Here is a 12,814-nt window from a genome sequence, read left to right on the forward strand (position 1 = left end):
TGCTCTGCTAGTTTGCTCGTCACTAAATACTTTCTGTATAGCAATGAGCAAACTAGTATTTTCTACTCACCCTTTAATTTACTAACAAAAGTCTTACGAAACTTAGCCAGTTTAGGCGAAACCACCGCCTGGCAGTATTGGTTCTCAGGGTTGTTGTTAAAGTACTCTTGGTGATAGTCTTCACCACAATAAAATTCACTTACTGGCGTCACCTTAGTCACAATATCCTGCTCAAAGGCACCCGATTGACTTAGCTCAGCAATAATTTCATTAGCAATAACTTGCTGCTCATCATTCTCAAAGAAAATTTCTGAACGATATTGAGTGCCAATATCATTACCTTGACGATTAAGCTGAGTCGGATCATGTAAGGTAAAAAAGATCTCTAAAATCTCTCGGTAACTAATGATATCGGCATCAAAGGTTAAACGCACCACTTCAGCATGGCCTGTATCGCCAGCGCAAACTTCTTTATATGTTGGTGCAGCACTGTCACCACCCATATAACCCGACACTGCCTGCTCTATACCTTGCAAGCTGTTATATGCCGCCTCTATACACCAAAAACAGCCACCAGCTAAAGTTGCCTGTTGAATATTCGTCTTATTAGATTTTTCTGTCATAGCCTCACCAAATCACGTGAATTTATCTCGAGTAACAATACACCATAGACGTTTAGACGTCTATTTGTTTTTTGCTGATCTTTATCAACTTGATGTGCCTTGCTTAACTTTTTTGCTCATTAATCAGGTAAGATGCTAATTAATTTCATTTAGCCATAAAAGACTTATGCCAAAATTCATCAAAAGAGCAAGCCAAATACAAGCCATTATTGCCTTGCGTAGCATAGCAATTACCATTCAGCTATTGCTGATCTTTTTTGTTAATTTAGTACTGCATTACCAGTTACCTTGGACTCCGCTATTTAGCGTCATAGGTCTCGAAGTATTGTTTACCTTAGGTAGCAGCTTCTATTATAGAAAACACCACCCGAGTGATGATAAGAACAGCCAAACCGCCATTTTAATTCAAATTTGTGCTGATATTATTTTCTTATCACTACTACTATTTTTCAGCGGCGGAGCAACCAACGCCTTTGTATCTTTGTTACTTATCCCAATTGCCATAGCGGCAGTTACCTTAACGCCAATATTATTAGCCATAGTAGCCTCATTGGCTATTTTCTCTTATAGCGCCTTACTTTGGTTTCTGCCAATGAGTGTTATGCATGGCAATATGGAAGGTCACTTTATTGGTATGGGCATTAACTTTCTTTTCTCAACACTGGTTGTTGCTTTAGTGGTAGGCAAAATGGCGCGTAGCATTAACCAGCAAGAACTGGCCATTGCTGCTTATCGAGAAAATTTGCTCAAACAAGAACAGGTTACCGCACTTGGTGTTGCCTCAGCTCAGGTTACTCACCAATTAGCAACCCCTATCGCCACCGTGCAATTGCTTGCCGATGAGCTGGCTGAAGATTTCCCTAATAATCCCGTCATAGATGATATGCAAGAACAACTTACGCGCTGTCGTGAGAGTTTGGCAGACTTTAGAGCCATGGTATTTTCCATTAAAGAGCAAACAATAAAGCCTATTAGCTGCCAACAATTACTCGATGATATAAAAGACAATATCTCTGTTAACTACCCTGATATTGAACTTGAACTTATTGCTAGACACCAAGATAATAACAGCATCAATGCTGATGCCGCTTTATTGCCCGCGATTCTAAATCTTATTAACAATGCCATTAGAGCGAGTAAAGCCAATAACAGCCTGCGTTTAAGTATTGAGAGCCAGATCATCGGTGAAAATTGGCAATTAAGTATCAGAGATTACGGTTTAGGTTTTACTCTGAAAAAATTAGCAGAGCTCGGGGTAAAACCCGTTGCCAGTGAACAAGGATTAGGCATGGCGGTTTTTCTAAGTCATGCGAGTTTAGAAAGGCTAGGTGGTAAGTTAGCATTAACAAACCATCAAGATGGTGGCGCTTTAGTTACCTTAAGTTTACCCGCTAGCCAAGCTTAGTGGCCCAAAAGAACAAACAATAAAACACGGAGTTAGACATGAAATTACTCATAGTTGAAGATGACATTGTCTTTGCCAACACACTAAAAAGACGATTGGAAAAGCACGGCTATGAATGTACCCATGTTGATAACAACAATGACGCCCTGTTAGCGTGTCATCGTATTTTGCCTGACTATATCTTACTTGATATGAAGCTTGCAGAAGAAACCACATTAAATATCATCACGCCTCTGCGCAAACTAAGACCACAAAGTCGTATTATATTACTGACAGGCTTTGCTAGTATTGCTACCGCAGTTGATGCCATAAAGCTAGGGGCAGATGATTACCTTGCTAAACCTATAGACAGTCAAACCCTACTAGCCACCTTGAGCAATACCAAGGCAGCCACGATAGATATCAAAGACGAGCCTGAACAAACACTGTCAGCAGAGCAAGTAGAATGGCAGCATATTCAGCAAGTATTAAAGGCTAATCAAGGGAATATCTCTGCCACCGCCAGACAGCTTTCCATGCATAGGCGCACTTTACAGCGTAAGCTACAAAAGCGCCCACAAACCAGCTAAGCAGAAGCTAAAAGTTATAAGCGACATGCTGATGGAAGCGAATTAAAAGCTCATTTTTACTAGGCGATATACCTAACTCTTTTGCCATTAATTGCATTGCTTGCTCAATTTGATTTAGAAAACGCCCGTAACCATATTCTGTACTATTTTCTTTCGTGGCAACAAAAATAAGCTGGATAGTATCCGTTAATTCATTAGCGTCCCACTTACTGACAATGCCACATGGTGTTTGCTCAGGGTTGTAACCAAGCATTTGCAACTCGCCTACCCTAGAGACAATTTCATGAATGCTATAGCGCACTATAGGCACAAGACCATTAGCAATAAGTGCAGCATTATTTAAATTATACTGTTTAGCTGCAAGGGTAAACACATTGGTTAAGTGCGTATACAAAGGGTTGTAAGGGTCTTGAGAGCTATTGTCTAGCTCTACCAAGTTCAAAATATCATTATTGATGTTTAAATTAATCACCGCATAATTCATCGCGCTATGATTAATAGGCAACTCAACATGTTGACTGGCATAGCGCTTATCAATTTGTCTCAGTTTATGTACTTGCGTTGATGCACACCCCTTTTCCTTGGCAAATAAATCATAGGTCAAATGCTGATGATCCCTTACTCTGACATCATCCATTTTTAAGGACATTTCCTGACAAAACTGCCCTAAAACATTAACAACTTTGCCATGAAAGCCTGCGGCATTTTGGCGAATATCATCACCTGTAGCTAAAAACAATAAGCAAATCTTCTTAGCTCTTTTACTGCCATCAAAGAAAGACTTCTTCAAATGATGCTGTTCAGGATTGTAATAAAATAAAATTTGTTGGTTGGTTTGCCACTGATGCATTTCCTGGCTAAAACGCACCCGGGCCAATTTATCATTAGCAATAAACTGACAGTTACTTAATTCAAACTTTGTCGTTAAAGAAAAAAATGCTGTAGATAAATAATGGTAGACGTCATAATACGGCTGCGGCTTTACAGTGGAATACTTACCAGATAAGGCGTCAAGTAACTCATCGGTTAATGCGAATTCCGCTAATATATATTGGTTATCCCTAACATTGCTAGGCAAATATGCCTTATGTGCCGCACTACGCTTTCTAATAATTGACATAAAAATTCCATTTGAGAATTAAAACAGGTAATTTAATTGCTGACATTCTAGATAAGAAAAATGACGTTTTTGTGACCTACAGATGTCAGTAAAGTGACAAAGAAATAATGGAGAACCTTCTTGTTAGCCGATCAAAAAAAACTCGTAGAAGCAATTAATCAAACTATGCCTTTTGGCAAATACCAAGGAAGGAAATTACTGCAATTACCCGAGCCCTATTTAGTTTGGTTCCATAGTAATGGCTACCCTCAAGGTAAACTCGGTGAACAACTCGCCTTGATGTATGAAATAAAACTTAATGGTTTAGAGGCTATGCTAAAACCGCTGTTACACAGTGACAGCTAAAAACATTAATTAACTTTCATCAAAACGTCATCAAATTGTAACCTTTAAACCAATTTTCTATATAAAAAATAGCCAATATAAAAAATTCATCTATGCATAGCTGCTAACAAGTTGTTTTCTCAGCGGCTATTTTTTCAGCAAAAATTTGACCTACTATTTTATGGAATTTGAGCTGCAGTGAAGCAAAATTTTTGCTTGCAAGCACAGTTCAAATCCTCTTAAATAAATCCGTCAATTTGCGTTGTTTAATTATGGAAAATATGACTCCCACCAGCACGCTAAGTGCTAACTCACAAGCAACAAAAATTGACCACAACGTAGTATTTATATTTAAAATCTGCTTTTCATTTAAAAGCTAAATAATTATTTATCAAACAGTTACGAGGTGTTCTATGAGGTACAAACTATGAAGAGACAAAAAAGGGACAAATTAGGAAGAGCGCATTCAAATGGTTATCAGGCAGGTCTTTGTGGCAAAGCTAAAGAGCATTGTCCATACCAAAATATCGAAGCTAAATCACAATGGTTAGGCGGTTGGCGAGAAGCGGTTGCTGATCGCAATATGGGGCTTTTTAGATAATTTTTTATCTAGCCACTTGGTGAAATACAAGCATGACCTTCTCCAGCATCCTTGTATTTCGCCATTCAATTAAACAAACTATTCTTGCTATATCACGCGAGAAAAACGCTGCTGGTTAACATGCTTTTTCATATAAGCATCAAAGCTCATACAAATAATACGAATTAACAAACGCGCCTTTTGATCTACACGAATACAGTCAGCGTTATTTTCTACTAAACCATCATCAATAAACGTATTTAGTAAGGGGAGATCATCAGCAAAATAGTCATCAAAATTAATATTATATTTTTCACTAATTTGGTTTTTATCTAAGTATAAATTACACATTAATTCGCGAATGACTTCTCCACGAATAACATCATCTTCAGATAAGCTTACCCCAACTACCTGAGCATGCTGTTGCTCAGTAATTGCCTGATAATATTCCTTTAAATCTTTGATATTTTGGCTAAAGCTATTACCAATAGCACTAATAGATGAAACACCTAGCCCTAATAAGTCACAACCACCACGAGTCGTGTAACCTTGGAAGTTTCTATGTAACGAACCATCATTTTGCGCAATGGAAAGTTCATCATTTGGTTTAGCAAAATGATCCATACCAATGAAGTCATAACCATAATCACACAAAGTTTCGATTGCTAATTTCATTAAGGCAAACTTTTCTTGGGTATTAGGTAACCACTCATCACGTAACTTACGTTGTGCAGCAAAACGACTTGGTAAATGCGCGTAGCTAAATAATGAAATGCGATCAACATCCCACTCATGCGCTTTATCTAATGTTTTCTTAAAGTTTTCTAATGTTTGATGAGGTAAACCATAAATCAAATCAATATTAATTGATTGAAAACCAACTTGTTTGGCATGATGAATAAAGTTACCAATAAACTCAGTTGATTGAACACGGTTAATTGCTTGCTGTACTTTTAAATCTAAATCTTGCACTCCTAAGCTTAAGCGATTAAAGCCTAACGAGAATAAGTGCTCAGCAAGATCCATTTCAATTTCACGTGGGTCAATTTCTATACTCATTTCCAAATCATCAGAAAAATTAAATTTCTCTTTTAACAAAGAAACTAAGGTAGTGATTTGCTCATGAGTAAGAAAGCTTGGCGTGCCGCCACCCCAATGCAATTGCTTAACGCTATATTCTGTAAATAGTGGTGCTTGCAGGGCAATCTCTTTTGCCAAGTACTCTAAATAAGTATCTGCTTTTTCTCTATGACGGGTAATAACTTTATTACAGCCACAGTAGTAACATAGCGTATGGCAAAATGGGATATGAACATACAAAGATAAATCTCTGTTCTCAGAATTTTGCACCGCTTGAATAAAATCTTCATGTTTAAAATTATCATGAAATTCCAACGCTGTAGGGTAAGACGTATATCTTGGCCCACTGGTATTGTATTTACTCAGTAATGTATTATCGAAAAATTGACTTACTTGCATGCTATCTACCGTTGATTTAATTTACGATAGAGAGTATACACCATTGCTCAGATGTGGTCTTGATCAAGCTCAACATAGCCACAAAAAATAAAGGGCTATATTAATCGAGATCAATTACTGAGCACACTGAATACACATAACGGCTGCGGGTTGTACTTGTAGTCGTTTTTTGGCAATTTCATCACCGCACTGCTGACATATACCATAATTGCCATTATCAATACGTGCAATTGCGTTAGATAACTGCTGAATTTCAATTTTCGCTTCAGACTCTAAGGCATTGAGAACTTCATCATTTTCGCGTTCACCAGCTTGCTCTGCCCAATCAGCAGCGCGACCATTGGCAAAATCTTGATGAATTGAATCAATCCGTTGTTGAAGTTCAATGATTCGTTGGGTGAATTGTGATTTTAATTGCTCAGACATTGCTATCACCTTTTCGCTATATGGGTAATCATATGAACAGCATTAGCAATGGCCGAGCAGAATTGATTAGCTTTATGAACTAGATAACTGCTGAACCTGCTCATCAGCAAATTGCTTAAGATTCTCGACATCAGTCTCAATGGCAGGACGTAAGCGAGACTCGACTTGCATACGCTGAAAATCTTCTTTCATTCGCTGTTTTTTAGCCAGTTGCTTTCGATCTTCAAGAATCGATAAATGCTTTATTTCGTTATATAACTCAAATATAGCAGGGAATTGCTGATCTAGCTGGCTACTTAGCTTTAATGAGTCAAGCAGCACAGATAAACGCCAACAACCTTCACTAAAATCACACTGCTCTTCTTGCATAGCACGGGTAATAATAATGACACTTTTAAGCGCTTTAACATCATGACTTTTATGCGCTTGTTGCTGAGCAATCTCTGCTTGCTGTTGACGCTTAGTTTGCAAAGACAACTGTTGCAATAGCCTGCCAGCATAAAAAGCTAACGCTAAAATAATAACAACACCAATGCTAGTGGCAATAATCCAAAATAAGCTCATGGTGGTTATTCTTCTTCAAACGCTGAGAAATCATGACCATCTAATTTTTGCCATAACTCTTCTTCACTGCGCACTTGGCTTTGGGCAACGTCATCTTCGCTATCATCAAGACCTAGCGCTTGTGAAAGTTGAGCATGCTTGTCCATCATATCGTTATAATAATCAACTTCTTGCTCGCTAAGCTCAATATTATCTTCTTGTTTAGCCAAAATAAGTTGTAGCGTTTCATCTTGCTCTATCGCAATAAGCGCTTGCTCTGGGGGTAGCTCATCAGATTTAACCGGCCTTACCGCTGCAAGTGGCGTTAATGACTTATCTTTCGCTTTCACTGCTTGTTTTTCTGCTTTATTCGCTAAAGCACCTAGCGCAATCGGCTTCTTGCTACCTAAGCGAGGATCTTTATTTCTTTGCTCTTTTGATTGCTGCTTTGCTGATGATTTCGCTTCTTGCTGACGATTTCCAGGCTGCTTACCTGTTTTTTTACGCACTCTTTTTTCAATATTTTCCAGTTCTTGCTTACTTAATTTCGGCTTAGCTATTGGCGCTGAGGCGGGTTTTCTAGACTTTTTCTTACGAGACATAAGGAACTTTCACCTTTTTAGATATTACTTGCTATTTTACTGTATTTTGCCGATAAAAAAAGCGCTCTAAGGCGCTTTTAATGAAAGTTATCTGCTTTTTAACTAAGTGATCAGTTTCTCAATTTAATATTGGGTGCGGTATTAATTTCTCCCGCCTTAGAAATGGTGGCAATATTATTATTGCAAAGCAATACCGCCAAGCTATTGCCATGACAGTCTCGCACAAATGCCAACTCATAACCAAATTGAGTTAAACTACTGGCAGCAAATTTTTGCGCCAACGTTAAATCTTCCCATACATCTCTTTGCTCAGATACCTCTTGTCGCCTTTCAATGGCAACTGCTTCTGATATTGCTTGCATGATTAACCTCTACATTAAAATCCATCTTTTCTTCATACCAAAGGGTATTCCATAATGCTATCGTTCGAAATTTAACCTATTTTACAAATGACATCAATAGTCCTTACAATAGCTCTCATTGATCTTGCAAATTTATTTTAGCAGCAGCTTGTTGGAAGTTTATTTTACAAGGCAGCACTTTTGATGTGTGGTTTTTCCACATGATAAAGTGCTAACGCTGTAGAAATGACAACAAGCACTGCTTAGTTACACTACTGGTCATACCTAGGAAAAATTATGAGTGCAGTTTTAGATGAACTATTGGCATTACTAAAGTTAGAAGTTATCGAACAAGGTATTTATCGCGGACAAAGCCAAGATCTGGGTTTTCGTGCGCTATTTGGCGGTCAAGTTATGGGGCAAGCACTATCAGCTGCGCAAGAAACCGTTGCCAGCGATAGATTCGTTCACTCGCTGCATTCTTATTTTTTACGCGCGGGTGATGCCAGCAAACCTGTGGTTTATGAAGTTGAGATTATTCGTGACGGCGCAAGTTTTAGCACCCGCAGAGTGCAAGCCATTCAAAACGGCAAAGCGATATTTTACATGACTGCTTCTTTTCAGCACGCAGAGCAAGGTTTTGATCATCAAGACACTATGCCAGATGTGCCAGCCCCAGAGCAGGTAAGCTCATTTAGAGATTACATTGTAGAAAACCAGCACGCTCTGCCTGAGCCTATGCGGAAAAAATTCTTGGCTGAAAAACCTATTGATTTGCGCCCAGTACAAAAATACAACTGGCTCAATCCGCAAAAAACAGATGGCTATTGCCCTATGTGGATAAAAGCCAATGGCGAGTTAACTGATGACTTACGTATACATACCTATATGTTGGCTTATACATCAGACTTTCACTTTTTACCTACAGCATTATATAAGCATGGCGTCAGTCACTGGCAACCTAACTTTCAAATTGCCACCATAGATCATGCTATGTGGTTTCATCGCCCATTCCGTTTTGATGATTGGTTGCTTTACTGTATGGACAGCCCATCAGCCAGTAATGGTCGAGGTTTAGTAAAAGGGCAAATATTTAATCGCCAAGGCGAGCTTGTCGCCTCAACCATGCAAGAAGGAGTTATCCGTCAACGATAACAGCTAGATGCAACCCTAGTGTTTATTTTGGTTTTGCCAATCAAAACCGCTAGGGTGCTGAAATACCCTTAAATCAAACTGCGGCGCTATGGCAAATAGGTGATCAAAAATATCCGCTTGTATACCCTCATATTTTGCCCATACCGAAGTATTGGCAAAGCAGTATATTTCAAGCGGTAAGCCACTGGCAGTGGCAGGTAGCTGGCGTACCATACAGGTTAAATCATTACGAATATTGCTATTTTGCTGTAAATAAAGCTCAATATATGCGCGAAATGTCCCGACATTGGTTAACTGGCGCGAATTGATTTTTGCTAGCTCTTTTGGCTCATCATTGGCATCTTGCGCTAGCAGCTGTTTCTTTTCACTCAAGTACTCTTTTAATAGCTTACTGTTACTGAGAAAATCGATTTTTTCCAAACTATAAAAATCAATACTGGCTATATCTATAATCAATGTGCGCTTAATACGACGAGCACCAGTATGATACATATTGCGCCAGTTTTTAAACGAGTCGCTTATCAGCGCATAGGTTGGTACTGTAGTTACTGTTTTATCAAAATTTTCAATTTTTACAGTACTTAAGCCAATTTCAATAACATCACCATCAGCGCCGTACTTTGGCAATTCTATCCAGTCACCAGCAACCACCATTTTATTAGCAGAAATTTGAATACTCGCCACTAAGCCCTTAATGGTGTCTTGAAAAACCAACAAGAGTACGGCGGTTAATGCGCCTAAACCACTCAGTAAATATACCGGCGATCTATTGATAATTAATGACACAATAATAATGGTCGTCACTAAATATAACGCCAACTTAATCACTTGGATTATGGCATTTAAAGGTAGGTATTTTTGTTTAGCGGTTTCTTTATATATGCTGCGACTCACATTAAGTAAAGCGCTTAAGCTGCGAGCAACTTGAAAGGTTAACAGTACTTTAGCCAACAGTACCAATACGGCTGATGCAGTACTTTCAGGCAAGAGTACCAGTGGCGATAAAAACAATATCAATACATAGGGCACCATCAGCGCCATACGATTAAGCACCTGGTGCTCAATTAAGGCATCATCCCAGGTATTTCGGGTCTTAATGATAAGATTATTTACAACTTTTAATAATTGGAATTTGGTTAGGTAAAAGCTTACGCTCGCGATTAAGGCGATAAACACTAAACCGACAATAAGTGTGGTGCTTGCTAAATGGTCGTCACTAACCCCTTGCTCTATCAACCAAAAACTAATTATTTCATTCATTCCACTTTCCTGTGCTCAATAGTATTTTTTTCTATTAGTTGCTCAAGCCTATCATCTTTATCATGCCAAAATTGTGTAAGCCACTTCTGAAACGCTATTTTGTATGTTCTGTCATTAAAGTAGTCACCACTAATTTCTTTCGATATTTCTCTAGTGTGTACTTCAATATGGACATTTTTCACTCGCCCACATAAAAAATCAACAAAATTTGGTACGCCATCAGGATAATATATAGTGATATCAACAATTTTAGTTAAATGCTCACTCATGGCATCAAGCACAAAGGCTATGCCACCGGCTTTAGGCTTTAGTAAATGCTTAAATGGTGAGTTTTGTTTGTCATGCTTTGCTTGGGTAAAGCGTGTTCCTTCAATAAAACTCATGACACTAACAGGTTTATGTTTAAATTTTGCGCAGGCTTTACGCGTGGTTTCAATATCTTTGCCACGTAAGTGCGGGTTTTTCTTCAAAAACGACTGGCTATAGCGCTTCATAAATGGAAAATCTAATGCCCACCACGCTAAGCCCATAATGGGCACATAAATTAACTCTTTTTTCAGAAAGAATTTTAAAAAAGGGATTTTGCCATGCAAAGCTCTTTGAATGACAACAATATCTACCCAACTTTGGTGATTAGCCAACACTAGGTACCAGTCTTTCATATTGAGCTCTTCTAAACCTGAGACATCAAGCTCCATTTTAGTAAACAGCTTTTGATTTACACTATTAAGTGCCACCCAATTACTTGCCATTAAATCCAGCAAATAACTAAATACTTTCTGCGTTACTTTAAATGGAAATAGCGCCTTCAATAAAGAGAAAACCAAAATTGGCGCTAACCACAACAAGGTGTTTATCAAATAAAAAGCTAAAGAAAGGAAGCCAATAATAGGCGCAGGTAAAAAATTAAGCATAGGTCGTACTAAACAGTGATATAAAAGCGGTTTATCTTTGTTTACGTATTTAATCACGAATTAAGGCAAATATATATTATTTATTCTGCTAATAAATTATCAAATACTTGGCTAATCATGCCTAGCATGAAAAAGGTAAGCTGTTGCAAATTCAACCATTTAAAATTTTCACTATCATTTTGTTGGCAGAACCCCCCTAATAAAACACCAGAAACAACCACTTCATGACAACTAAAACCTTAAGCTATTAAAAAGTATATTTTCGTCTAGAGAATATTTTGTATATTTAGCTAGTTTTGTTGAATGCCTACAGGCTTTGGCGCATACTGACTTTAGCAGAATAACAGGGGGAAAAATGAACTTTAATCGAGCCGTGATAAAAGTAGGTAGTGCCTTAATTGCACCTACAAGTAATGGTTGTTCTGGCAAGTATGCGTTAGCCATTGCCCAATTTATCACTAACTGTCAGCACCAAGGCAAAGAAATTATCTTAGTATCATCAGGTGGCGTTGCCGCCGGACGAAGTCTTATTCATCATGGCTCACCCAAACTTTCTGTTGCCACCAAAAAAGCCATGGCATCTGTTGGGCAAATGCAAATGATGGCCAACTGGCAGCGATTTTTCGATTCTCCCTGTAGCCAAATATTAATAACACAAAGTGATCTCGCTGACAGAGAGCGCTTTATTAGCATAAAAAAAACCATTCAAATTCAACTAGCTAATGGTATTTTGCCGATAGTTAATGAAAATGACACCGTTACCACAGATGATTTAACCGTAGGTGATAATGACAACTTGGCTGCACTGGTTGCGCAAGTATGTGATGCCGATAGCTTATTCATTCTAAGTGATATTGATGGCGTATTTACCAAAGATCCTAAGGTGAATAACGATGCCGAATTAATCACTAATATTGAAGAAATCACCGATGAAATCTATGCCATGGCGGGCACCAGTCGTAATCATCTGGCTACTGGCGGTATGAAAACCAAAATACAAGCGGCGGAAAAAGCTGTCGAGCATGGCATCAATACTTATATAGTTAATGGTACTAAAAGTGAGGTATTTGCGGCTTTGTTAAAAGAAGTCAATCCGGGCACACGATTTATTGCTAAGCATGACAAAATCACCGCGAAAAAACACTGGTTAAAACATACGCTAAAAAGCCAAGGGCAAATTAGCTTAGATGCTGGTGCCGTTAATGCGCTGCTTCATAAAGGGGCATCACTTTTACCTGCGGGAATTTTATCGGTAACAGACAAATTTAAAGCCGGTGACACCATAGATTTAGTCGATCACCACAGCCAGGCGATTATTGCCAAGGGTATTTGCTTATACAACCACCACGACTTAAAGCGCATTATGGGCAAGCATAGTGACGAAATAGATGGCATTCTAGGCCATGACTTAGGCGATGTCGTAGTGCACAGAGACGATATGGTCATTTTAAAAAATGACAGCAAGAAATAGCA

Annotated in this window: 15 protein-coding genes; 6 read left to right on the plus strand and 9 right to left on the minus strand. The window is 38.5% G+C overall.

The features are described from left to right. Positions 1–62: 62 nt before the first annotated feature. Complete coding sequence (msrA, locus tag EMK97_RS10290; RefSeq protein ID WP_130601862.1) at positions 63–623, minus strand: peptide-methionine (S)-S-oxide reductase MsrA; 561 nt, start codon at positions 621–623, stop codon at positions 63–65. Positions 624–789: 166 nt separating this feature from the next. On the opposite strand from msrA, the gene EMK97_RS10295 reads away from it, so the two are divergent. Further along, entirely contained in the window at positions 790–2,028 is a 1,239-nt protein-coding gene (locus EMK97_RS10295) for a sensor histidine kinase (protein ID WP_130601864.1), read from the plus strand. Positions 2,029–2,066: 38 nt separating this feature from the next. After that, positions 2,067–2,597, plus strand: a complete 531-nt coding sequence (locus EMK97_RS10300; RefSeq protein ID WP_130601866.1) for a response regulator transcription factor — start codon at positions 2,067–2,069, stop codon at positions 2,595–2,597. A gap of 7 nt (positions 2,598–2,604) precedes the next feature. On the opposite strand, the gene EMK97_RS10305 is transcribed toward EMK97_RS10300, so the two are convergent. Continuing rightward, positions 2,605–3,717, minus strand: a complete 1,113-nt coding sequence (locus tag EMK97_RS10305) for a DUF3083 family protein (RefSeq protein WP_130601868.1) — start codon at positions 3,715–3,717, stop codon at positions 2,605–2,607. A gap of 120 nt (positions 3,718–3,837) precedes the next feature. On the opposite strand from EMK97_RS10305, the gene EMK97_RS10310 reads away from it, so the two are divergent. Both EMK97_RS10310 and rmf read left to right on the plus strand, forming a co-directional pair. After that, on the plus strand, positions 3,838–4,062 hold the full coding sequence (locus tag EMK97_RS10310; protein ID WP_130601870.1) for a DUF3820 family protein: 225 nt from the start codon (positions 3,838–3,840) through the stop codon (positions 4,060–4,062). A 406-nt stretch (positions 4,063–4,468) separates the two neighbouring features. Then, complete coding sequence (rmf, locus tag EMK97_RS10315) at positions 4,469–4,642, plus strand: ribosome modulation factor (RefSeq protein WP_130601872.1); 174 nt, start codon at positions 4,469–4,471, stop codon at positions 4,640–4,642. An 87-nt stretch (positions 4,643–4,729) separates the two neighbouring features. On the opposite strand, the gene hemN is transcribed toward rmf, so the two are convergent. From hemN to EMK97_RS10340, 5 genes are all read right to left on the minus strand, one after another. After that, entirely contained in the window at positions 4,730–6,100 is a 1,371-nt protein-coding gene (gene hemN, locus EMK97_RS10320; protein WP_130601874.1) for an oxygen-independent coproporphyrinogen III oxidase, read from the minus strand. A gap of 114 nt (positions 6,101–6,214) precedes the next feature. After that, positions 6,215–6,526: a TraR/DksA family transcriptional regulator gene (locus EMK97_RS10325; protein WP_130601876.1), complete on the minus strand. Its 312-nt coding sequence runs from the start codon at positions 6,524–6,526 to the stop codon at positions 6,215–6,217. Between the two features lie 72 nt (positions 6,527–6,598). Next, positions 6,599–7,090 carry a DUF2489 domain-containing protein gene (locus EMK97_RS10330; RefSeq protein WP_130601878.1) on the minus strand — a complete coding sequence of 164 codons (492 nt, stop codon included), beginning with the start codon at positions 7,088–7,090 and terminating at the stop codon, positions 6,599–6,601. A gap of 5 nt (positions 7,091–7,095) precedes the next feature. Further along, the gene (yihI, locus tag EMK97_RS10335; RefSeq protein ID WP_130601880.1) at positions 7,096–7,671 is read right to left on the minus strand and encodes a Der GTPase-activating protein YihI; all 576 of its coding nucleotides are present in this window, start codon (positions 7,669–7,671) and stop codon (positions 7,096–7,098) included. 110 nt (positions 7,672–7,781) lie between these two features. After that, positions 7,782–8,033, minus strand: a complete 252-nt coding sequence (locus EMK97_RS10340; RefSeq protein ID WP_130601882.1) for a hypothetical protein — start codon at positions 8,031–8,033, stop codon at positions 7,782–7,784. Between the two features lie 276 nt (positions 8,034–8,309). Between EMK97_RS10340 and tesB the strand changes: the two genes are divergently transcribed. Continuing rightward, positions 8,310–9,167: an acyl-CoA thioesterase II gene (tesB, locus tag EMK97_RS10345; RefSeq protein ID WP_130601884.1), complete on the plus strand. Its 858-nt coding sequence runs from the start codon at positions 8,310–8,312 to the stop codon at positions 9,165–9,167. Positions 9,168–9,182: 15 nt separating this feature from the next. Here the strand turns inward: tesB and EMK97_RS10350 are convergent, their stop codons facing one another. Both EMK97_RS10350 and EMK97_RS10355 read right to left on the minus strand, forming a co-directional pair. Continuing rightward, positions 9,183–10,427 (minus strand): mechanosensitive ion channel family protein, encoded by a 1,245-nt coding sequence (locus EMK97_RS10350; protein WP_130601886.1) that lies wholly within the window; start codon positions 10,425–10,427, stop codon positions 9,183–9,185. Further along, positions 10,424–11,341 carry an acyltransferase gene (locus tag EMK97_RS10355; protein ID WP_130601888.1) on the minus strand — a complete coding sequence of 306 codons (918 nt, stop codon included), beginning with the start codon at positions 11,339–11,341 and terminating at the stop codon, positions 10,424–10,426. Before EMK97_RS10355 ends, EMK97_RS10350 begins: the two co-directional genes overlap by 4 nt. Positions 11,342–11,696: 355 nt before the next feature. On the opposite strand from EMK97_RS10355, the gene proB reads away from it, so the two are divergent. Further along, the gene (gene proB / locus EMK97_RS10360; protein WP_130601890.1) at positions 11,697–12,812 is read left to right on the plus strand and encodes a glutamate 5-kinase; all 1,116 of its coding nucleotides are present in this window, start codon (positions 11,697–11,699) and stop codon (positions 12,810–12,812) included. Positions 12,813–12,814: the final 2 nt, after the last annotated feature.

This window comes from Litorilituus sediminis (genome assembly GCF_004295665.1).
Classification (GTDB): domain Bacteria; phylum Pseudomonadota; class Gammaproteobacteria; order Enterobacterales; family Alteromonadaceae; genus Colwellia; species Colwellia sediminis.

Bases quoted from the DNA above. Each gene is read 5' to 3' on its own strand.
- msrA (WP_130601862.1), bottom strand. From the start codon at position 623: ATGACAGAAAAATCTAATAAGACGAATATTCAACAGGCAACTTTAGCT.
- EMK97_RS10295 (WP_130601864.1), top strand. From the start codon at position 790: ATGCCAAAATTCATCAAAAGAGCAAGCCAAATACAAGCCATTATTGCC.
- EMK97_RS10300 (WP_130601866.1), top strand. From the start codon at position 2,067: ATGAAATTACTCATAGTTGAAGATGACATTGTCTTTGCCAACACACTA.
- EMK97_RS10305 (WP_130601868.1), bottom strand. From the start codon at position 3,717: ATGTCAATTATTAGAAAGCGTAGTGCGGCACATAAGGCATATTTGCCT.
- rmf (WP_130601872.1), top strand. From the start codon at position 4,469: ATGAAGAGACAAAAAAGGGACAAATTAGGAAGAGCGCATTCAAATGGT.
- hemN (WP_130601874.1), bottom strand. From the start codon at position 6,100: ATGCAAGTAAGTCAATTTTTCGATAATACATTACTGAGTAAATACAAT.
- EMK97_RS10325 (WP_130601876.1), bottom strand. From the start codon at position 6,526: ATGTCTGAGCAATTAAAATCACAATTCACCCAACGAATCATTGAACTT.
- EMK97_RS10330 (WP_130601878.1), bottom strand. From the start codon at position 7,090: ATGAGCTTATTTTGGATTATTGCCACTAGCATTGGTGTTGTTATTATT.
- yihI (WP_130601880.1), bottom strand. From the start codon at position 7,671: ATGTCTCGTAAGAAAAAGTCTAGAAAACCCGCCTCAGCGCCAATAGCT.
- EMK97_RS10340 (WP_130601882.1), bottom strand. From the start codon at position 8,033: ATGCAAGCAATATCAGAAGCAGTTGCCATTGAAAGGCGACAAGAGGTA.
- tesB (WP_130601884.1), top strand. From the start codon at position 8,310: ATGAGTGCAGTTTTAGATGAACTATTGGCATTACTAAAGTTAGAAGTT.
- EMK97_RS10350 (WP_130601886.1), bottom strand. From the start codon at position 10,427: ATGAATGAAATAATTAGTTTTTGGTTGATAGAGCAAGGGGTTAGTGAC.
- EMK97_RS10355 (WP_130601888.1), bottom strand. From the start codon at position 11,341: ATGCTTAATTTTTTACCTGCGCCTATTATTGGCTTCCTTTCTTTAGCT.
- proB (WP_130601890.1), top strand. From the start codon at position 11,697: ATGAACTTTAATCGAGCCGTGATAAAAGTAGGTAGTGCCTTAATTGCA.